Raw genomic sequence first — 22,900 nt, 5'->3', positions numbered from 1 at the left:
ATATCAAAAAGCGCAAACTATAACTTTAACAAGCTGTAGTAAATGTTGTAATTTTCAGCATCCAAACAGACAAATATTACCTTTTCGAGATCGTTTTCCTTTATTAAAAAATCACTTACGCTATGGAAAGCAATCTCGGCAGCTTCCTGTTTTGGGAATCCGTAAACTCCTGTACTGATATTTGGAAAGGCGATCGTCTTTACACCGTTGTGTACCGCCAGTGTTAAACAACTTTTATAGGCAGAACTGAGCAGTCTCACTTCTCCGTGTATTCCTCCGTTCCAATACGGCCCTACGGTATGAATGACAAATTTTGCAGGCAGGTTACCTGCTGTGGTGATCACTGCACGGCCAACATTGCAGCCGCCCTGTTCTCTTCTGATACGGAAACACTCTTCTACTATCGCTTTGCCACCTGCACGATGTATCGCTCTGTTTACATCTCCACCTCCTAATAGTGAAGTATTTGTCGCATTTACAATGGCGTCTGCGTAGACATTAGTAATGTCTCCCTGTAAAAGTTCAATCATATGGGCTGTTTTTCCGGATAACAATAAGTTTCGGTTTTTGATTGTTAACTCAGTTTTATGAGTCAATTGTCCCTGTAGGCCCCTGATTTTTTATCTATTTAATATAGATTTATTACGCTTTGTATACGAAATGAGCAAGAGCCGTTATAAATAAAATATAAGGCATGGATAATATCTAAGTGGAGGTAGCGCTATTTTTAATAAATCAGACTTTGGGCTTAAATCTTTAACAATGGAACCATAATTGTAGTTATTTTTACGACATATACAGAATGATAGCTTAGATGAGTAAAGTATTTACGATTGCTGAAGGACTCGAAAACATGGGTGCATTGCGCACTGGTGGTCAGGGGTCAGTTTATAAAGGAAGAAGATTCGGACCAATTATTACGGCGGTAAAAATACTGCCCACACCTGTACACGTTGAAAGTGAGGATGATAAGAATTTCAAGAGCTTTCAGAACGAGGTAGAAAAGCTGAAAAAAGTGAATGAGGAACCTAACCCAAATGTGGTTAAAATATTAAGTTCTGGTCTCACTGAAAGCGGATCTTTTCCATTTATAGAGATGGAATATATAGATGGACCTGATCTGGAAGAGTTGCTGAAAGAGCCGCACGAAAAAATATTTACCGTCAAAGAGGTGATCAGGGTAGCAGATCATTTGGCAAATGCGTTAGCGCATTGTCATAAAGTCGCGGTGAAACATGGTGATATCAAAAGTAATAATGTAAAGTTTAACATCCATACCGGTAATTATGTATTGCTTGATTTTGGTCTTTCGGCCATGTCAGACGAACAGCGCAGAACGAGTATCAGGCATGCGGGGGCTATAGAATTTATGGCACCGGAGCAGGGAGAAGGAGCAATGTTATTCGAAACCGATATTTATAGTTATGGTGTGATATTGTACGAATTATTGGCTGGCCAGGTTCCTTTTCCACTACTTGACAACGGACAGAAATCACGTAATGATGTCATGTTAGGTCATCTGGAGTTACAGGTGCCGGATATTATTGCATTGCGTAAACAGCATTTGCCGGAGAACTGGCGGGACGCCAAAGCTATCAATGAAATGCAGGTGCCCGGATGGCTACTCGCTATGATAGCCAAATGCCTGGAGAAGGATCCTGCTAAAAGATATGCTGATGGTGTAGCACTGCAGGACGCTATCGTACATAGCAGTACAGCTGATAGCAGCGGTTATGCAGCTGATCTGGCGGGCAATTCTTTGCTGCAGTTAGAAAATGAGCGTTTACAAAATCTGGTTTTGCATTATCAGGAGGCTGGAAGCGGTGAAAAAGTGCCGGATAGAAATGCTGGCTTGGTGGTGATTTCCAAACCTGTCTTTGCAGTGTTGGTTTTAACCGTGGTATTTATGATTGCTTTACTGAGTTATTTTTTGTTATTCAGGGAACCTGAAACTAAACCGGAAAAAGAAAAACCGGCTAATAGCTTCATCGTTCCGGATACAACTGGTCAGAATAAGGATAGGGGATATAGCTGGGATAAAGGTCAGGAGCCCGCTGATACTGTGCCGGAAGCAGATACACCGGTGCAACTGAAGCCGGTGCCCCAACAGCAGCCAGCGGATACGACGGTTATGGATTTAGACACTACTTTGCACTTTTAGGGGTATTAAATATAAGATATGGCAGAGAAATCAACTTTCTGGAAGAAAACGGGTCTGCAGGATCTGTTTCTGCCCAGTACTAAAAATAAAGCAAAAGAAACTCCGGTAAAAAGTTTAACGCCTGATGAAGTTTACAAATATATACTGGAAAAATTCAATGAGTCCATAGGGCAACTTTCTTTTGCCAACAGGATTGTATTTTATCACGAGTATATTATCTGCTTCAATGAGGAAGATTATAAAGAGTTCCTGGCACATAAACAAGGGCTGTTTGGCATCATCGTACATGAATCAGTCAACCAGTTCTATCAACTACTGGCAGCTTACCGTAAAGCGGGTAAAACTGTGGAACCCTCAGGATCAAAATGGGTATTCAGACTGGTGTCACATCCGGATTATCAAAGGGGGGATAAGGGTTTTATTGGCAAACTGCTCCCTGGTACCACGCAGAAAGACGAGAATTTACGGGTTACTTTTATTCCCAGACACACAGGGATAGCGGAAACACTTGATGTAAATAAAGAAATCCTTAATGGGTTTACCTACTATAGCGAAGGTTATTATGAACTGCCTTATACGAATGACTTTACTGAGCAGTCTGTTTCTGCTAATAAAGCGGAGGCTGGCGGGGGACAAAAAACATATGCCAGGTTTGAAACTATTCTGCCTGATCACAGTTTCAGGGGTAAGAAGCTGGAATTCTTAATGAGATCTGAGGAGATTACTATATCCGGGAATGAAGAGGACAGGGTAGCGCCTCATATCTTTACTATCCCCTCAGAGTGGGTCAATACACCTCATTTGAGCATTCGTCACAATCAATCGGATGGTAAAACTTACCTTGCCTCCTATGGGGAGAAAACGATTGTGAATGAGAAAGATGTACCACGCAGCGAGATCAATGCTCCACAATGGATAGAACTTCCTTTTAATTCAAGGATACTGCTCAATGGCATTATCGGCATTAATATTTTTAAACCTTAGTACCATGTCACAAATGTTATCGGTTGCTATGCTTGCTATCGCAATTCTTTTGCTATTCTGGCATTTTGCAGCTATAAAAAAAACTAAAGAATAATGGCAGATCAACTGTGTGGAATTACTCATCCTGGCCAGGTCAGATTGAATAATGAAGATGTCTTTATTGCGCAGAAATCGAATGACGGACAATATATGATTGCCGGCGTGATTGATGGTGTAGGGGGTTACGAGGGTGGAGAGATTGCAGCTGCAATCACAAAGGAAATTGTACTGAATGAACTTTCCGAGATTGGCAAAGATGTGACCGCTCAGCTGGATATCGCCTTTTTGCTGGCCAATGAGGAGATTATAGCTAAAAAAATTGGAAATAGAGATTTGGCGGAAATGGCCTGTGTGGCCACTGTTGCAGTGGTAGATACGGAACAAAATCAATTGTATTATATCCATGTTGGTGATACCCGCTTATATCTTTTCAGGGATAACTCTCTGGTTAAGATTTCTCACGATCAGTCATTTGTAGGGTTTTTAGAGGATTCCGGTCGACTCACAGAGGAAGCTGCCATGCAGCATCCCAAGCGTAATCAGATTGATCAGGCTTTGGGGCTGACCAGTCGTGATGGCATGACGAATCCCTATTTTGAAACAGGATCGTCTCCTTTTCTGCCTGGTGATATGATTCTCGTTTGCAGTGACGGCCTTACGGACCTGGTAAATAAAGAAGCAATAGTTCGTGTGCTCAGTAATACAGACGGTCTGGAAGCTAAAGCAGGTCAGTTGGTAGATCTGGCGAATGCTGCGGGTGGAAAAGATAATATAACAGTTGTTTTGTCAAGGAATGATAAGCCTGTGAAAGTTCATGAAAGTTCCCGCCCGGTTGCGGAGCTGAGTAAACCTATTATTGCGGCGCCACTACAGGTGGAACAGGTGAGTACGAACAGTGCAGCGGTAAAGGAAGAATTTCTACAGCAACCGAAAACCAGCACACATAAAGGCTTGATATTACTTTCGCTCTTATGCCTTATTTTGCTGGCATCCACGATTTTCTTGTTTGTGAACAGGCCAGATGAACCTACTACAGAAGTGAAAAATGCTGTTATACCCGTTATCAATATACAAGAAAAACTTCTTACAGATACGCTTGCCAAATTTACAGGGGATACCTTGTTGCTTTCAGCAGCTATTTTTAAGGAGCCGGTAAGGTTGACAAAGCCTTTGAACTTTACTCAGGATACATTAATTATCAGGACTAAAGGGAAGATTACTTTCGTGAGTGATTCAGCTTATAAAGGCCCGGCAATGGTTTTCGCTCCTGCCTGTAAATATATCTCCATAGATAGTATTGCGTTCGAAAACTTCGAAACGGCGATAGTTTCTTATAATAATGCCCTGGATTTAAACAATACCCGTTTCAATAACTGTAAACATGCATTACAGGTTTTGTTTGAATTTCCTGATCAGTATTTTGTGAACGGAAGGATTTCAAAACGTGCTTACCAGGCAGATTCTACGTCAAAAAAATAAGATGGATAAACAAAATATTAAATCCTCCAGGGGAAGAACACAGGAACGACTGTTTTTGGGATTGATTGCCGTATTACTGCTCATCCTGTTCATCAGACTCTTTGGCGTTCTTCAGGAGAGAATGAAAGACGTAGACCTTCGTTTGAAAGCGGGTACAATTCTTAATCTGAACGCCCCGGACCCGGCTGATGGAATAAAAGCATTATTGAAAAAAGGTTACTATCTGGAAGATCCATTGGATATAGAAGTAATTAGTGAGAGTATAACAGCTCAGCAATCACCGGCTAAAACTTTCAGTAATATCGGAGAGCTGAACAAAAGAAAATACAATGTGCTGGCTGATGATGCTAACCGGAACGGTGGCGTCTCTTTCAAAAAGAGAGTAGCAGTATCCAGAGCATTACTTGGTTTCACGGGAGCTGATGAAGGCCGGTTCAGGGAAGAAAAGAATAGCCCTCCTCCGTATCCTGCGGTGAAAGACGTGGGGATGGGTACAGCTACAATCAGTGGCGTAGTTGCCAATAAAGGAGTTGGGGTAAATGGAGTTCTTGTACGCTTAAGTACAGTTTTGCCAATAGATAGTGTAGAGTCGAAATCATTGACTGCCTATGCCAGAACGGATGCTGAGGGGAAATATGAGTTCATTAATTTGCCTGACCAGGTTGCATACGAGGTTATTCCACTTAAGCCAGGCTCAGAATTTGGCCAGACAAAAGGAGTGGAAGAATTAAAAGGCAGTAAAAATCTGAGCTTTTCGGAACAGCCGCATCAGATCAGATTACTTTCTACACGTGATTTTAATACGCTTAAAGCAGATGGAGCATTGGTCGTGCGTACCCCGGCACAGTTCAATAGCTGGTACTGGTATATCGCGGGCGGTTTCTTCCTGGTATTCCTGGTTCTGCACATTCTCTTGTCTATCCGGTTTCCGCAGGCAGATCAACTGTTGCTGCCCTTGCTGATGCTCCTGACGGGAATATCTTTTCTAACCTTACTCAGTTTACAGGATCCGGTTCGTGATCGTTTTCTGGCGATTGACAGTTTGTTGTTTTTAGTAATCGGCGCCTTGATTTTCAGTATATTACTATTCCTGGATATCAAGCGTTTCAATGCCGATGCTAATTTATACAGGATGTTTATTTTTAAAGACCGTTCTGCGGCGAATGGGTGGCCATGGATAGCACTCGCAATGGTTTTGCTGCTTACCACACTGTTATTCGGTGGCGGTCCGGAAGGAAGCGGTGTAAAAGTAAATCTGTTGGGAATACAGCCAAGTGAAGTTGTCAAATATATTGTAGTGTTATTTCTCGCCGGATTTTTTGCTTTAAATGAGCAATTTATTTCTGCTTATTCCAACTGGAAAAAACGGTGGTCTTTCTTTTCTTTCGCACTGGGTGCGATATTTTTTACGCTTTTATTGTTTCTGATGCTGGGCGACCTCGGGCCTGCTATTGTGATCTGCTTTACTTTTATCATCCTTTTCTCTTTTTCGAGGGGGGACTTTATGGTGATGGCAGGTGCTGTTCTGCTCTATGTTATAGTCGCATGGCTTGTTAAAAATGTTTGGCTGGACGCACTGATTACTTTTGGCGTTTTATTTCTTACAACGGTACTGAGGAAAAAGACATTAAGTGAATCCGCAGTGATGGCTTTACTGGTAATTACCGCTTTTCTTACGATTGATAAAATTCCTTACATCGATAAAATTGTTCCCGGACCTGTACAGCGGCTTAGCGATCGTAAAGCGATATGGCAGGATGCCTGGAACAACGAAGTTTATGGTGGCGATCAGGTGGCAAATGGTCTCTGGGCTATTTCGAGCGGTGGAATAAGCGGACAGGGAACCGGGGAAGGATTTGCTAAAACTATTCCAGAAGCACATACTGATATGATTCTTCCGGCTATCGGGGAAGAATTTGGCTGGACGGGTATTACCTGTATTTTTATCCTCTTTTTAATTTATCTGCACCGGTCAATTATTATCGGCCGGCAGACGGGGACTCCATTCCTGTTTTATATTTGTGCTGGTATTGGCATCTGCACCTTTGTGCAATTTTTATTGATTGCCGGCGGTTCTATCGGGGCGCTGCCCTTATCTGGTGTATCACTGCCATTTGAAAGTTATGGCGGATCATCACTGGTCATCAACTTTGTAGCGGCAGGGTTTCTACTATCTGCTTCATCTGTAAGTGGAACCGAAGTACAAATGAAGTATTTAACTGCTCAGCAGGACAGGAACCTTGTCCCTGCATTGTTGTCTGCCTGTGCTGCAATATTACTCTTAGTGGTCAATATTTCACGTTATAGTTTTACCAATACTGCCTGGATAGTCAAACCTGCATTGGTGGCTGATAAAGGGGGAAGCAGGATGTTCAGCTATAATCCGAGGATAGGTATCCTGATGAAAAAACTGGAAGCAGGGACTATCTACGATAGATCCGGTCTGGTTCTGGCCACCAGTAATCCTGTGCTGATCAGGAAGCAGCTGCAAAAACTAAATGCAGCCGGTGTTCCCGGTTATGATCTTGATTCTGCTGTACATAAACGCGTTAACAGGTATTACCCTTTTGAAGAACAACTGTTTTTCTGGACAGGTGATGCGAATACGGGAGTTTTTAACGGAAGTATAAATGGTTACTTTGCTGAATATGAGCATGCAGCCGAACTGAGGGGTTTTAAAATGCCCTTAACGAGTTATACATTAACCGCGTCGCGCTATAGGGAAGATCGTTTTCTTCCGAGGGGGCCTAAAGAAATGACTGTGCTGAAAAAGGACTACACTGCGTTGGTGCCTTTACTGATTTCAGGATTGGATACGGCTGAAATTGCTGTGTTTAAGAAAAGAAACAGAGATGTTAAACTGACAGTTGATGCTGATCTGCAAACGCATATTCAGTCTGCTTTAGCAGCTGACCCAGCGCTGAAAAAAAGCAGGGTATCTGTGGTCGTGATGGAATCTAATACCGGAGATGTGCTCGCGTCCGCTGTATATCCACTGCCACCAGTTAAAAACTGGGAGCAATTGACGATGAACAGTGCCGATCAAAACAAACTTACAGGGTTTATAACTACTGCTGATGCCGGTTTTACAATTGCAACACAGCCGGGTTCAACCGCAAAACTGCTTACAGCGATGGCTGCGTTTAATAAATCAGGTATGGCTGCTGCGGGTCAGACTTATCTTGTGAGGCCAGATGAAAGGATCCGCACAGGAGGTCCGGAGCCCGATGAAACTGGGCAGATTGATATGGAAAGAGCAATTGTGAAGTCGAATAATGTCTACTTCATTAAGCTTGCAAACCAGCAGCATCTTCAGGAGTATATGGGGAATTTGTACCTTAAAACGGGAATGTTCCTGCGTGGGGTAGGTGGTTATTATTATAACAGAAAATCGGTTAATCAGGACCAGGATGAACGATGGATGGATTTATGGAGAAAAACAGAATTCAAAAGCACTTATAGTGCAGATAATATTTACCGTAACAGGGCGGCAGGCATTTCAGGAATGTCCTGGGGGCAGGGTGAGCTGATTGCTACCCCCGCTGCGGTAGCACGATTGGCTTCCGGGATCGCAAACGATGGGACGTTGTTGCCTAACCGCTATGTATTGAAATTGAATGACTCTTTAGTACAGGTAAAGGAAGGCGTATTACTTGCCGATAAACCCGCCTTTGCAGGATTACTGAAGAAGTATATGATTGAACAAAGTGCTGGTAAAGCCGGGCTGTTGGGTATTGCAGTTGCAGGTAAGACGGGTACTCCTGAACGGATGCTGAAAAAACGAAAAGTAAATGATGGCTGGTATGTTTTCTTTGCACCTGCACCATCCGGTAAAGGTTATACAGTGGTTTGTATCAGAATTGAGGTGACTAAAGGATCTTCAGAAGCAGTCCGGGTAGCCGGAGCAGATGTAATCCCTTACCTCGTTCAGAAAGGTTATATGGAAAGCATTGGCAGGGTAAATTGATAATATTAAAGAAGAACAGGATGTTTGATTTTTTTAAGAAGAATAAGGACGATAAAAATCTGGATGTAAAGGGCCTGCGCGATGAGGTATTACAGTTTATTAAGGAAGAATTACAGCGGTTAGATGGAGGAGAGGGCGAAGGAATTGCTTCTTTGCAGCTTTTTGTAAAGCCCGGGGCTGGTCAGCAGCATCTTTTTGAAACTGCGCTGTATACCAGTAATCCTGCTCAACTTCAGGAAGAAATACAGCGGATAGCCGATAATTTTGCATTGAATTTACCTGGGGAATGGAAAATGGACGTACAGTTTGTGGAAGAAATACCTGGCGGAGCAATCCATAGTATTCATCAGCCTATGGGTTTAATGATCAAAAATGCTGTTGTACAAGTATCTGTTACAGTTTCAGTAACTTGCTATTTAAAGGTGTTGAACGGGCAGGCAGAAGAAAGGATATATCAGCTGGATGCAGGTGCGAAAAGAATAAATATTGGCAGGGAAAAAAATGTGCAAAGCGGCGACGGAGGATTTCGGGTAAATACCATTGCTTTCTTTACTGAAGCACATGAAAGTAATAAATACATCAGCAGGCAGCACGCACATTTGGAATGGGATCCGAAAGCAGGTACATTTCAATTGTATGGCGATGAAGGTGGTGTACCGCCGGCAAATAAAACTAAGGTTCGTTCTGCAGCTGACGAGACATTACACAAATTAAATTCAACGCAGGTAGGTTATCCTCTGCAAAATGGAGATCAGGTTATTTTGGGCGACTCTGCTGTTTTGGAATTTACTTTAATTTTAAAATAGCTAATTCTTAGTCAAATAAAAACAGATATGGGTAAAAAAAAATCTAATTAGGTATTGGGGATATTATTGCCCATTTTTTTAGGTAGTTTAGGCAATATCTTCCGGAACTATGGTTTTAAAAGCTACCTGCCTTTTATCGATTCTTATCTTTATGGCTGTTTTCACAGTCAGCGCCCAGACAAAACATACAGTTAGCGGTTATGTTAAAGATGCTGCTACCGGTGAACAATTAATTGGTGTAACGGTCCGCCTGGAAGGAAATGTCGCGGTAACAACCAGCTCCAATGAATATGGCTTCTTTTCACTTACTACTCAAAGCGGTAATTACAAACTGATAATTGGTTCTGTGGGCTATGCCATTGATAACCGCAGTCTCGTATTGAACAAAAACTTCCAGCTCAAGGTCAGTGTGACGAAACAGGACAACAGCCTTTCGGAGGTCGTTATTTCCAGTACGAGAAATGATGAACATGTGAAATCGGCTAAAATGGGGGTGGAAAAGCTGAGCATGAAAGAAATAGACCACGTACCTGTTATTTTTGGAGAAAGAGACCTGATCAAAGTAGTACAGCTTTTGCCCGGTGTAAAGGCTGCCGGAGAAGGCAACAGTGGTTTCTTTGTGAGGGGCGGGGCGGCAGATCAGAATCTGATTCTATTAGATGAGGCGGTAGTTTATAATCCATCTCACTTGCTGGGATTTTTCTCTACTTTCAATTCTGATGCGATTAAGGATGTGACCTTATACAAGGGCAATACACCCGCACAGTATGGAGGGCGATTGTCTTCAGTAATGGACGTAAGAATGAATGATGGCAATAACCAGAAGTTCAGTGTAAATGGAGGAATAGGAATTATTGCATCAAGACTAACCATTGAGGGGCCGATAGTGAAAAATAAAGGATCATTCCTGATCAGTGCGCGCCGTACTTATGCAGATATCTTCCTGAAAGCAAGCAAGGATACTATTGTTAACAAAAGTGCGCTGTATTTTTACGACATCAATCTGAAAGCAAATTATCAGTTCGGTGAAAATGATAAAGTTTATTTATCCGGCTACCTGGGGAAGGATAAACTGGGACTGGGCGATTTATTTGGCATCAACTGGGGAAATAAGACGGGTACCTTGCGATGGAACCACCAGTTCAGTCCAAAATTATTTTCAAATACATCACTGATCTATAGCGATTATAGCTATAATATTGATTTAAATACTTCTTCCAGCTTCAAGGGCAGTATCATGTCCCGTATCAAAGACTGGAATGCAAAAGAAGAATTCAGCTTTTTTCCGAATTCAAATAATACCTGGAAGATGGGTATCAATTCTATTTACCACACCATCAGGCCGGGAGAGTATACTGGTAACCTGACTTATACCAATCAGGCTTTTAATTATAGCTGGGAGAATGCTTTTTATATCAACAATGAATGGAGAGCGTCTGATAAGCTGAAGGTAGAGTATGGTGTGAGAGTAAGTGCATTTTCTGTTCTGGGCGGACAGAATAACTTTTATACGCTAAATGATCGCGGCGCAATCATAGATACGATGAATTATGCCAGGGGAAAGATCGTTAAAACCTATCTGAATCTTGAACCGAGAATTTCTGCTTCTTATCAAATCAATGCTTTCTCTTCTTTGAAGGCTGCTTATTCCCGCAATACACAGTCATTACACCAGTTATCAAGTTCTGCGACAAGCAGCCCTACAGATAAATGGGTTTCAACAAATAATATTATCAAACCTGAACTGGCCGATCAGGTCTCCCTGGGATATTTCAGAAATCTGGCTGATAACAACTATGAGTTCAGTGCAGAAACCTATTATAAAAAGCTGCAGAACCAGGTTGACTATAAAGATGGAGCCAATATCAGGAGTAATGATCCTATCGAACCACAATTGTTGTTCGGCAGGGGCAGGGCTTATGGTATCGAGTTATTGCTCCGTAAAAAAACGGGCCGGCTTACCGGCTGGATAGGTTACACTTTATCAAAAACTGAAAAACAGATAGATGGCATTAACAATAGCGAATGGTACGCAGCGAGACAGGATCGTACACATGATATTTCTATCGTAGGGATGTATGACCTGAATAAAAAATGGTCGCTCTCAGCAACTTATGTTTACTATACAGGTAATGCGGTGTCTTTCCCAAGTGGAAAATACTATGTAGACAATCAGGTGGTGTTTTTATATACTAAAAGGAATGCCTACAGGATGCCTGCATACCATCGTCTGGATTTGAGTGCTACCCTGAAGTTGAAACAACGCGAGCATTTCTCCTCCGAACTGGCATTGGGACTGTATAATGCATATGGACGTGAAAATGCATACGCAATTACTTTCAGGGATAATCCTGATGATCGTTCACGTACGCAGGCCGTACAAACATCTTTATTCCGGTTTGTACCGTCAATCTCTTATAATTTTAAATTTTAATTTCATGGTTTACAGCAAAAAAAGGTATTTCTGGATGTTTTTAATTGCGGTGATCTGCAGTTCTTGTGAGAAGGTAATTGAGGTGACTTTGGATGATTCGACTTCACAAATTGTGATAGAAGGTGAAGTAACAAACGTTAAAGGTCCTTATACGGTTACCGTTACTGAATCCAAGAATTTTGAAGAAAACAATAGTTTTCCCGGTCGTAATGACGCTGTGGTAACGATTAAAGATATGACATCAGGTATCACGGAAACACTTAAAAGTAAAGGTGCAGGTGCTTATCAGACTGCTGTTTTATTGGGCGTTGCAGGTCGTACTTATGAACTGAAAGTTGTGCTGGATGATAAAACCTATACTGCATCCTCCAGAATCCCTGCTACTGCAGTTAAACTGGACCGCATATTTGCCAAACGTTTCACGCTGGATTCTAAAGATATCTTCATTGTACCTAATTTTAAGGACCCTGTGGGTAAAGGCAATTATTACCGGTTGAGACAGTGGGTGAGAGGTATGCAGGTGAAGGGGTCTTACGTAAGAGATGATGAGGCTTCTGATGGCAGAAATTATGATACTTCGTTGTTTTACGATACCGATCCCAAGGCGGGAAATCCGCTGATCAATAATGAAGATGCAATAATGGTCGAGCTGCAATGTATTGATAAGGGAGTATATGATTTTTACAGAACCTTAAATACAACCATTGCACAAGATGCTGCTACGCCTGCAAATCCAATTAGTAACATTTCCGGTGGTGCTTTGGGTGTATTCAATGCCTGCCGATCTGTTAAATTAACAAGTAAGGCGAAGTTTTAAGAGATAAATTGCCCATTTTTGCAGCAAAAAAAGGATTGATAAATGAACAAGTCGGATGTGGAGCAGGTAATGATCTCAGTGAAATCTGGTAAAGAGGAAGCACTGAGCATTAAAATTTATAAAAACGGAATTATTGCCAGAAGGGGAAGTGGAGGTTTACCGGGAGTAAAGATTTCAGGAATGAGTTTTACGGAGAATTCGCTCTATTTTGATAAGCTCATGCAATCAGTTTCCCAGCAGATTCTTGATGACGGAATCAATCATGAGGAGAAAATTCTCAGTGGTTCCCTCGAATATATTGCGGCGTTTTACGGTGTCAGCAAAAACGAAGATCATGGCGAAAGAGCAGAATGGGCAGAATCAACAGTTATAAGGTTCTTCATGGATGAGGGCACGACGTTCAGGCATAATTTGCTTGGTTTTGTCGATGGTCTTGCCATCGAAGCGATGAAGCTTACCGATTCATGGTATTTTGATATCGTAATGCTCGCATTAGAGAACAGAAAATCAAGTGAGTTGCCAGAACAGACTATAGTCAGCGCCACGGATAAGGAAGAGGATCTGGAGAAAGATTTTCAAAATTATTTTCAGCAGGTGAACAAAAAAGAATTGCCTGTGTTTGCGAAAGACAAGACTTATGCAGATGGAGAAGGAAATGTCTCCCATTTGTCCTTCGAGAGTGACGAGGCTTCTTTAACCTACAAATTTGATCCTGTAGTGCAATTTTAATCTAGCTGAAAAGACCGAGCAGGTCGGTTTTCGAAAGTGATTTCAAAATTGAGGTGTCTGTCTGTATGATATCCCCTACCAGCTCTTTCTTTGTTTCCTGAAGCTTCATGATTTTTTCCTCTATCGTATCCGGGCAAATTAATCGTACTGCCACCACATTTTTTTGCTGTCCGATACGGTACGAGCGGTCTATAGCCTGGTTTTCTACAGCGGGATTCCACCATGGGTCTACGAGGTAAACATAGTCTGCTTCTGTCAGATTCAAACCTGTGCCTCCTGCTTTGAGACTGATGAGGAAAACTCTGATGTTTTCATCATCCTGGAAATTTTTCACTCTTTTTGCCCTGTTGGTCGTTTTCCCTGTAAGATATTCAAATGGTATTTGTTTTTCCTGCAGCTCTTTTTTAATGAGATCCAGCATAGACACAAATTGGGAAAATACGAGAATCTTATGTTGCGGGGAATGACTTTCAATCTCCTCAATCAGCGTATTAATTTTAGATGAGGAAACACCGTGCAGTAAATCGTCTTTCAGGAGTGATGGAGAATTACAGATCTGTCTGAGTTGCGTTAAACCTTTCAATATATGCAGTGCATGTTTTGGCAAATCTTCTTCTTTTTCACCTGAAAGGAATCTCGTATATTCCTCCTTACAGGCATCATAGGCATTTTTCTGTTCCATACCCATTTCACAATAAATCACCATTTCTGTTTTATCAGGAAGTTCTACCGCAACCTGTTTTTTCGTTCTGCGTAAAATGAAAGGACTAACCTTCTTCTTTAGTGCAATGGCCCTGTTATTATCTTTAAAACGATCAATTGGTGTTGAATAATGATCCCTGAAAAACTGTTTAGTACCCAGAAGACCGGGACATGCGAATGAAAGCTGTCCATAGAGATCAAATGTATTGTTTTCTATAGGTGTACCGGTAATTGCGATCTTATTTTTTGACTGCAGCAGTCTCACCGCATGATACCTTAAGGAATCGGGATTTTTGATCGTTTGCGATTCATCAAGAAAAACATAGTTGAATTTATACTTCCTGATCCATCCGATATCATACAACAATGTTCCATATGAGGTGAGAATAACTTCATACCGATCAAAGTCCACCGCTACCTTTGTTCTGTCTGCACCGTAGATCGTGAAGATTTTAATGTCAGGTGCAAACTTGTTCATCTCTGCCTGCCAGTTAAAGATGAGTGTGGTGGGCACGACAATCAGATTTGTATTTTTAACTCCTTTTTCACGTTGTGAAAGTATAAATGCGATGATCGTAATCGTTTTCCCAAGACCCATATCATCCGCAAGGCAGCCGCCAAATCCAAACTCATCCAGAAAATTCAGCCAGTTCAGCGCCTCTTTCTGGTAATCCCGCAGAACACCATTTAAGGCATCAGGTACCTGTACCTTTTTAATATCTTTAAATGCTGCAATGCGGTCTTTGTAAGCAGACAATTCCAATTTTACTGTTTCCGACAGCACGTCCTGTTCATATAACTCAGTTATTGCTGAAAAATTGACCTTAGGCGTTCTGATTGCATCATCATGAATCTCTCCCGCATGGAAATACTTCGTTAACTGATCGATCCACGTTTGAGGCAGGATACCCAATGTGCCATCTCCAAGCTTAATAAATTTATTTTTATTGCGAATGGATTTATGCAGATGTTTAAGTGATACCTTTTGATTACCGAACTTAATATCAAATTCGGTGTCAAACCAATTCAGTCCGCTAACTACCGCAATTTTAATTTTAGCTTTATTTGGATTCAGGTTACTGCCCTTTAAGTCGCTGAAGCCTAAAATAGTAATGTTTTGCTTATTCCATTCCTCAAAAGCATCCAAAAACCAGTTCTCATCCAGAAAGCGTTTTTTATCGAGATAAAAATAACCTTCATTTAACTGTTCTTCGAAATACGGATGCTGACGAATCAGTGTCGTAACCATTGTCAGCTCATCTTCTTTGTTACGCTTCACTAAAAAGGCATTGCCAGCCTGGTCTGTTGCATAGATCTGTTTTCTGGAGAGCACCGGGACTTCCACATTTCCATATCTCATCACAGGATTGATCAAGACATAGTTATCTGAGTTGGACAGATAAATGATTTTTTCGGTCGACTGATCAAATTTTTGTTCAATCAGCTGCTCTTGTGTAGCGGGTTTGACATAGGAGTAATTGATGTTGATTTTGTTTTCCAGCCTGGAGAGAATATCCTCCTGAAATTCGCTGAATTTAGATTCATGTATCACCAGGTGATTATTGTTCTGGCTAAAAAAATCAATCACATTCAATAAGCCGGCATTATCAATTAAGTTGAGCACATCATTATAGTATAAAAAATATTTATACTTAATATTCAGCATTTTCAGGTCGTAAGTCTTATTGTCCAGTAACAGTTCCCCGTATATTGTATAAAAATTATCTTTAAGGTCTACAGACAAGGTGATCTCAATTTCGGTGTTCCTGATTCTTACAGGTACGAGAGAACCTGCCGTGAGGTTAGCTGATTTCTTTGCATCATGAAAATAAACATCCAGGTCTAGCGGGTTCTTAACTAATGCTTTCAATCCATTGATGTCTGCCGGTGATTTTTCCGCTTCGTAACTATTTTGAAATTTTGATACTGCAGTATAAAATTTAATTTCATCCGCATTTTCGGTCGACCAGATCAGGTCTGCCGCACTAACCTCTTTCAGTGGATTTCGTATTTTTCCCGTTGACGTTAACGCGCATTCCAGTAGGTCTGCCTGAAAATGTCCGTAATACCGGTGTTGCTTTAAAACAAGTATAGTCCGGGTGTCCAAACTGTCGCTCATATTTTTTGGCAGCAGGCTTGCCGTCTTTGGCAATAAGAAATCTCTCAGGAAGTTATTCTTTTCCTTACTTACCGGTAATAAGTCTTTGATTACAGGTATGATTTCGAGCTGTTTTTGTACATAGCTGATCATGAAGAAATCATCCGGATTTTCTTCTTTGTCCAGTCCGTAGGGCACAGCAAATATCTTTATTTTTTCATGTCTCAATTTATAGTCAAAGAAAATGCGGATTTCAGTTCTACTCATCAGATTAAAAAGTAGTCTTGACTGGTGTTCACATAATCTTTTTTTTATTGCAGGACAGGTGCAAAAAACTTTTAATTCACCGTTTTCCAGTACCATTCCTCCTTCGGGAAATTTTATCTGACTTTTGTAGTCCCGGAATGTTGCATAATTAAGATGGATTTGTTGTGGTTCAAGATCAAAATAGCCATCTGCTTCTGTATCGACAGCTCCCGCACTATGTTTGAGTATAAATACAGTACTCAGATTTGCAATATTAAAATCTTTTAGGATATAAGTGCTTTCGTGTGATATAATCGTCTCAAAGTTTTTTTTGTTTTCCTGCATGCTACGTAATCGGCTCGCCGTAAATGTCTTATTTTATTCCCGGAAGGGGACAATAAAAATAATTTAAAATAAATACTACTATTTAAGTAGACATTATTATATTTGCTGCTGTTAAGCGCAATACGCTTAAAAATAGTCATGTGGCCGAGTGGTTAGGTGTGGGTCTGCAAAACCCTTTACGGCGGTTCGAATCCGCCCTTGACGTCAGATAATGCGAAGACATTAATAAAGTACTAGATTTTTGGTTAGATCTAAGTTTTGTTTTGTTGATACTCCAGGTTGGATGGCCTGGAGTATTTTTTTGCGATGAACAGAAACTTTAATTACTTCGGACGCTTTACGATCATTATCATTCTTCACTGATGTTCTTCAATGCGTCAACTGGCTGGTCACGGACAGGTTGTTATTTCTGGATAACCTCATCATCTGAAATTTATCATAAGAAGAGGGGAGGAATAATGGGAAGAGTACAGGACGATTTCTAAATCAAATTCTAAAAACTAAACAAAATTGGGCTTTTTTTGGCTTTTCGTGTACGGAAAAGGCACTTTGGTGTAATAAAATTCTATTAACCGTACAAGTTACCTACATTTACATAGAAGCTAAATTTATCAGGTTTATCTAATGTTCCTATATCTAAATTAGCTCTCTAAATTGGTGTGTTTGATATACTGTAGGGGAATCGCATTCCCCTACAGCTATATGCTTTAAGCAATTATTCATTTGGATGCTTCGTTACTATCCTGATTTGGACTATATTGCATAGTCTAAGCTCATGAAAAATGAAAAACATACTTAAATGTGTTATAATAGATGATGAACAGCACGCTGTAGATCTGTTAACAGATTATATTTCGGAGCTGCCTTCACTCTCTCTTTATAAAACTTATATTAATCCGATACTTGCACTGGACGATATTAAAGCTGAAGATGATATCGATATTATCTGGCTGGATATAGATATGCCGGGTATTTCTGGTTTAGAACTTGCCAAATCCCTTCGCCATAAAACAAAAAAACTGATTTTTACCACCGCACATACGCAATACGCTGTCGAGGCATTCGAGGTTAAGGCAGATAATTACCTGCTTAAACCGATTAAGTTAAGCAGATTTGTTTCATTGGTCAGTGAACTCACTGAAACGCTGTCGCAGCCCGAGGTGGTGAAATCCAATTTTTTCTTTATCAAGGGTGATGAAAAGGGTAAACTTATTCGTTTAGATATGGACTCTATCATTATGATTGAAGGGTTGAAGAATTACATTGTGATATATACAAAGACGGAGAGATTTACAACCTATCTCACTATGCTCGAAGCAGAAACAGCATTGCTGAATGATGGAAAATTCATGCGTATTCACAAATCTTTTATAGTGAATTCGGACGAAATAAAGAAGGTTAACGGGAGCACAGTATACCTCACTAATGATATTGAAATTATGCTGGGGACATCTTATAAGGAGAGATTTTACGATTATTTAAATGAAAATACGATTAAAACCGGGCGAAGATAGCCCGGCTTAGAAATTACAGCCCAAGGACTGTGCTTGTACCGGTCGTAGTCGTCGGCGGATTTGTAGGATCGCTCATTAGTAAATCAGTCACGCGTTGCGACGATTTAAAGACAAAAAGGGTTTTCTTTCTGAGTTTTAAGTGGTGTGTTTTCATGGTGTGGGGTTTTAATTCTAAGAAAGATAATTAAAATAAAAAAGTGATGCCAATGATATTACACCAATTTAAAATATATTACACCAATTTAATCCCAGCTTACACCAATTGAATATTTCAGTTTTAAATAGAATTACAGGTTTTATAAGTGCAAACAGGATACATTTCCTTGTTTGGTTTTTATTCATTTTTTATGAGACAATAATAGTGGGTATGTCCTCTGGTTCCTTTGGCAGGCCTGGGAACTATATTGTACATTACTTTTTTAATATCCTATTATTTTATGTGCATGCCCTTATTGTATTACCTGCCGCTTTCGAGAATCCAAAACACAAATTCTGGAAAATTCCGGTGTTGATTTTACTGGAACTATCCATGTTTGTTTTGATTTTATTAATCATTGATTCTTTACTCATCAGATATACCGATTTCATTGAATTTACACTGAATATTCAGTTTTATTATAGAATTGCTTACAGAGGATCTTTTTTCATCGGTATAGGTACCGGCTACTACTACCTGCTAACCTTTTTAAAACAAAAGGAGATTACGGAAGAGTCCGAAAGGAAACATCTCAGCAGTATCATTGCACATCAGGAAACGCAAAATGAATTGAACATCACGGTGAATGCCTATTTGAAAGCACAGATCAATCCTCATTTTTTATTTAATACACTTAATTTCATTTATAATAATGCAAGGAAAACGGCCCCAGCCGCAGCTGAAGCTATTATGACTTTATCAGACATGATGCGATATGCAATTAAAGCCCAGGATGCCGGAGAATTTATCTATTTATTGTCTGAAGCGGAACAGGTGGATAACCTGATACGTTTACATCAGCTACGTCAGAATGACCAGTTGTATATTAAATTTGATTATAGTGAATGTGGTGGGGAAACTAAATTTATTCCTTTGATCCTGATGACATTAGTGGAGAATATATTTAAACATGGAAATTTGAGCAAAGAATCAAAACCTGCGGAGATTATGATCCGTTCTGATGACAATGTGCTTGAGATCCACACAGCTAATCTGGTTAACGAAAATCAAAATAGTACCTCCGATGGTATCGGGCTTGAAAATATTAGTAAAAGACTAAATATTACCTACGGAGAAAGGGTTAAATTCGATTATTTTATCGAAGATAACCTATTTAAGGTCAGGATACTTCTACAAAATAAAAATTCAGTCTGAATTTGTTTAGGAGTTGCTTTATTTGCGTATCAATTTATATACATGTATTATATAATCTGTTTATTTAATAGTACTTAAATGTCACATTTAAATGTTGAGTCATTTGTTTTCTGAAGAATTTCAATTCTAACCAGATTGGTATGCGTTTTGTAAATATTTTTCTATCTAACCTGAAAAATAAAAAACATGAGTACAAACGATTTTAATTGCCAGCTTTATAGTTACAAAGATTCATTACAATCATTTGCCTTCTCTTTTACCAGAGACAATGATGATGCTAACGACCTGGTTCAAGATACCATGTTAAAAGCGATAAACTATGCAGAGCATTTTAAGCCTGGAACCAATTTCAAGGCATGGTTGTATACCATCATGAAAAATACTTTTATTAATAATTATCGCAGGAATACGAGGACAAATTCAATCCTGACTGTTACTGATGAGATCACTTCTGATAAATTGCATTACAGTGCCAGTGTAAATGACAGTGACGGGAAGTTTGTAATGGAAGATATATATAAAGCGTTAGGAAAATTACAGCCAGAGTATTACGTTCCTTTCCTGAAATACTTTGAGGGATACAAGTACTATGAGATTGCTGAACAGCTGGATATCCCTATTGGTACGGTTAAGACAAGAATCCATGTTGCCCGCCAACTACTTAAAAAAAGTTTGAAAATGCATCAGCAAACTGTAATGGATGCCAAAGTAGCTTAGCTATGCATTCATATTTATATATTAAAAATGATTACAATTGTAATCATTTTTAATATATAAATATGAATATTTCAAGACTTGATGCCAATCATAAATTATACTTTTCTTTAGCTATTTCGCTCATCTGTTTGATGCTGACTTACAGTAAACTATCTCCCGCAACAGGTACTATCCTGATCTGGATCTGTTTTTCTGTGACTTATATCAGCCTTTCTCTCATTACAGTCTTTTCGGTACATCCCATTGAAATGAAACAGATAGCCAAACTGGAAGATGGAAGCCGTACTTTTATATTTTTATTTGTACTTTTCGCTGCCGTGGCAAGCCTGTTTGTCGTATTGTTATTACTAAAAACTACCAGTACATTAGCTGGTACCCCCTTATTTCTGCATATTTTATTGTCTGTAGTTGCGGTAGTCAGTTCCTGGGCGATGGTTCATATGGTTTTTGTATTCCGTTACGCTCATCTGTATTATCATGCCTCTGCAAAAAACAATGTCTCATCGAAATATGCTGAAGGGCTGAAATTTCCAGAAGAAGATCAGCCGGACTATCTGGATTTTGTTTATTTTGCTTTTGTGATAGGGATGACCTTTCAGGTTTCGGATGTTGAGATAAGTTCCAAAAGAATCAGAAGACTGGCTTTGATGCACAGTCTGATTTCTTTTGCTTTCAATACAGTAATTGTAGCACTGAGTATCAATATAATTTCGGGACTTTTGGCTAAGTAATGCGACCTCTTGTTGTCAATTATTGAAAACCATTTATAGAGGGCGATGTTTTTCTTAAGTAATAAGAATTCATCCCAATCTATCAGCATATGGAAAATCAAGAATTATCAAAAAATCCGCAGGATAAATATCCAAAACCTCCATTTCCCAGACAAGAACAGGAAGTGCCGGGAAATGAAGATCAATTGAAGCCAAAAGCAGATCATGGAGAACATTCCTATAAAGGATCTGGTAAACTTATTGGAAAAAAGGCAGTGATTACTGGAGGAGATTCCGGCATCGGCCGTGCTGTTGCCATAGCCTTTGCTCGTGAAGGTGCTGATGTTCTAATCAGTTATCTGGATGATGCAGAAGATCATGATGCAGAAAGCACCGCTGAGCTGGTAGAAGATTGTGGCAGAAAAGCTATTTTATTTAAAGGCGACTTAAGGGATGAAGACAATTGTAAGGCTTTAGTCGCGAAAGCTGTTGAATCATTTGGCAGGATTGATATTTTGGTGAACAATGCTGCTTTTCAAATGGGCAGGCAAACTTTAAGGGAAATACCCTCTGAGGAATGGAGGAAAACTTTTGATACTAATATTACGGCAATGTTTTATCTCTGTAAGGCTGCCGAACCTCATATGGAACCGGGGAGCAGTATTATTAATACGACATCAATCAATGCTTATTCTCCTAATTTACAGTTATTACCCTATGCGGCTACAAAAGGCGCTATTCAGAATTTCACCGCCAATTTAAGTCAGCTGCTGTTAAAAGATAAAAAAGGGATCAGGGTGAATGCGGTTGCACCGGGACCTATCTGGACACCCTTGATTACTTCTACGATGCCCGAACCGGAATATTTTGGTGCTGATACGCCAATGGGGCGTCCCGGCCAGCCTGTAGAAGTAGCTGTTGCCTATGTCTTCCTCGCTTCTGATGAGGCAAGTTATATAGCAGGTGCAACTATTCCGGTTACGGGTGGCCGGATTGCGATCTGAGCTAAATTTCTTCAGCCATTGCTGTGGATTGTAATCTTATAATTTCCCGGTGCTCAATATTTCCCTGATCAGAATTGAAGTTTGTATGTAAGTTTAACATTTCTTATGCAGGACAAACGGGTTTTACAGATTTTTGTTTGTATAATTGGTTATTACGTATTAATCATTAAATAAATGGAAAGCACGGCACATAAAATACTTTTTTTTGACATTGGCGGGGTATTACTCACCAATGGATGGGGACATGATTCACGGAAGCTTGCAGCTAAAAAATTCGGGCTGGATTATGATGAAGTAAATACATTACACAATTACATCTTTAACATTTTTGAAATTGGTAACATCACGCTTGACCAGTACCTGGACACGGTGATCTTTAACCATACGCGTGAATTTACAAGGGAAGATTTTAAGGAATTTATGTATTCCTGCTCAAAAGAACTTCCTGGTCTGTTGCAATGGCTTAAAGACTGGAAAAAGAGCTGCGGCTTCAGGATTATATCAATCAATAATGAAGGAAGAGAACTCAATGATTACAGGATAAAGAAATTTAAGCTGCATGATTGTTTTGACGCATTCGTTTCTTCATGTGATGTAAAAATGAGAAAACCGGATCCTGGTATTTTTCAGCTGGCATTGGGAATTGCACAGGCACATCCTTCTCAGTGTTATTATTTCGATGATCGGATTTTTCAGGTAGAAACAGCCATAAGTATGGGGATTCATGCTTTTCATCATACCAGTTACGAAGATACCAAAGCGACTCTTGAAAAGATAAAAGCAGCCATTTAAGCTGC

General features: G+C 40.0%; 16 protein-coding genes and 1 tRNA gene. 15 read left to right on the top strand and 2 right to left on the bottom strand.

Features of this window, described 5'->3' with window-relative positions:
* Window positions 1–17 precede the first annotated feature (17 nt).
* A complete protein-coding gene (locus tag OQX62_RS20590; RefSeq protein WP_265833526.1) occupies window positions 18–530 on the bottom strand; it encodes a macro domain-containing protein in 513 nt (170 codons plus the stop codon).
* Window positions 531–814: 284 nt separating this feature from the next.
* On the opposite strand from OQX62_RS20590, the gene OQX62_RS20585 reads away from it, so the two are divergent.
* From OQX62_RS20585 to OQX62_RS20550, 8 genes are all read left to right on the top strand, one after another.
* Window positions 815–2,161, top strand: coding sequence for a serine/threonine protein kinase (locus OQX62_RS20585; RefSeq protein ID WP_265833525.1), 1,347 nt, complete (start codon window positions 815–817; stop codon window positions 2,159–2,161).
* 18 nt (window positions 2,162–2,179) lie between these two features.
* Window positions 2,180–3,145, top strand: a complete 966-nt coding sequence (locus tag OQX62_RS20580) for a hypothetical protein (protein WP_265833524.1) — start codon at window positions 2,180–2,182, stop codon at window positions 3,143–3,145.
* A gap of 93 nt (window positions 3,146–3,238) precedes the next feature.
* Complete coding sequence (locus tag OQX62_RS20575; protein WP_265833523.1) at window positions 3,239–4,663, top strand: PP2C family protein-serine/threonine phosphatase; 1,425 nt, start codon at window positions 3,239–3,241, stop codon at window positions 4,661–4,663.
* Between the two features lies 1 nt (window position 4,664).
* Window positions 4,665–8,630 carry an FtsW/RodA/SpoVE family cell cycle protein gene (locus tag OQX62_RS20570; RefSeq protein ID WP_265833522.1) on the top strand — a complete coding sequence of 1,322 codons (3,966 nt, stop codon included), beginning with the start codon at window positions 4,665–4,667 and terminating at the stop codon, window positions 8,628–8,630.
* Between the two features lie 20 nt (window positions 8,631–8,650).
* The gene (locus OQX62_RS20565; protein WP_265833521.1) at window positions 8,651–9,436 is read left to right on the top strand and encodes an FHA domain-containing protein; all 786 of its coding nucleotides are present in this window, start codon (window positions 8,651–8,653) and stop codon (window positions 9,434–9,436) included.
* 151 nt (window positions 9,437–9,587) lie between these two features.
* Window positions 9,588–11,870, top strand: coding sequence for a TonB-dependent receptor (locus OQX62_RS20560; RefSeq protein WP_265833520.1), 2,283 nt, complete (start codon window positions 9,588–9,590; stop codon window positions 11,868–11,870).
* A 4-nt stretch (window positions 11,871–11,874) separates the two neighbouring features.
* On the top strand, window positions 11,875–12,687 hold the full coding sequence (locus OQX62_RS20555) for a DUF4249 domain-containing protein (RefSeq protein WP_265833519.1): 813 nt from the start codon (window positions 11,875–11,877) through the stop codon (window positions 12,685–12,687).
* 42 nt (window positions 12,688–12,729) lie between these two features.
* The gene (locus OQX62_RS20550) at window positions 12,730–13,416 is read left to right on the top strand and encodes a hypothetical protein (RefSeq protein WP_265833518.1); all 687 of its coding nucleotides are present in this window, start codon (window positions 12,730–12,732) and stop codon (window positions 13,414–13,416) included.
* Between the two features lies 1 nt (window position 13,417).
* Here OQX62_RS20550 and OQX62_RS20545 read toward each other — a convergent pair whose 3' ends face one another.
* Window positions 13,418–16,807 (bottom strand): DEAD/DEAH box helicase, encoded by a 3,390-nt coding sequence (locus OQX62_RS20545; RefSeq protein ID WP_265833517.1) that lies wholly within the window; start codon window positions 16,805–16,807, stop codon window positions 13,418–13,420.
* A 134-nt stretch (window positions 16,808–16,941) separates the two neighbouring features.
* Here OQX62_RS20545 and OQX62_RS20540 point away from each other — a divergent pair.
* The 7 genes from OQX62_RS20540 (at window position 16,942) to OQX62_RS20510 (ending at window position 22,895) form a co-directional block, all read left to right on the top strand.
* Window positions 16,942–17,012, top strand: a tRNA-Cys gene (locus OQX62_RS20540).
* A 577-nt stretch (window positions 17,013–17,589) separates the two neighbouring features.
* The gene (locus OQX62_RS20535; RefSeq protein WP_265833516.1) at window positions 17,590–18,321 is read left to right on the top strand and encodes a LytR/AlgR family response regulator transcription factor; all 732 of its coding nucleotides are present in this window, start codon (window positions 17,590–17,592) and stop codon (window positions 18,319–18,321) included.
* A gap of 529 nt (window positions 18,322–18,850) precedes the next feature.
* Window positions 18,851–19,672 carry a sensor histidine kinase gene (locus tag OQX62_RS20530; RefSeq protein WP_265833515.1) on the top strand — a complete coding sequence of 274 codons (822 nt, stop codon included), beginning with the start codon at window positions 18,851–18,853 and terminating at the stop codon, window positions 19,670–19,672.
* A gap of 186 nt (window positions 19,673–19,858) precedes the next feature.
* The gene (locus OQX62_RS20525; RefSeq protein ID WP_265833514.1) at window positions 19,859–20,389 is read left to right on the top strand and encodes an RNA polymerase sigma factor; all 531 of its coding nucleotides are present in this window, start codon (window positions 19,859–19,861) and stop codon (window positions 20,387–20,389) included.
* Between the two features lie 62 nt (window positions 20,390–20,451).
* Complete coding sequence (locus tag OQX62_RS20520; RefSeq protein ID WP_265833513.1) at window positions 20,452–21,120, top strand: DUF1345 domain-containing protein; 669 nt, start codon at window positions 20,452–20,454, stop codon at window positions 21,118–21,120.
* A gap of 89 nt (window positions 21,121–21,209) precedes the next feature.
* Window positions 21,210–22,103 carry an SDR family oxidoreductase gene (locus OQX62_RS20515; RefSeq protein WP_265833512.1) on the top strand — a complete coding sequence of 298 codons (894 nt, stop codon included), beginning with the start codon at window positions 21,210–21,212 and terminating at the stop codon, window positions 22,101–22,103.
* Window positions 22,104–22,277: 174 nt separating this feature from the next.
* On the top strand, window positions 22,278–22,895 hold the full coding sequence (locus tag OQX62_RS20510) for an HAD family hydrolase (protein ID WP_265833511.1): 618 nt from the start codon (window positions 22,278–22,280) through the stop codon (window positions 22,893–22,895).
* Window positions 22,896–22,900: the final 5 nt, after the last annotated feature.

It is taken from the genome of Pedobacter sp. MR2016-24 (genome assembly GCF_026239655.1).
Lineage (GTDB): Bacteria > Bacteroidota > Bacteroidia > Sphingobacteriales > Sphingobacteriaceae > Pedobacter.
Note: the sequence above shows the minus strand (reverse complement) of the source record. Positions and strands in the feature narration are given on the sequence as shown.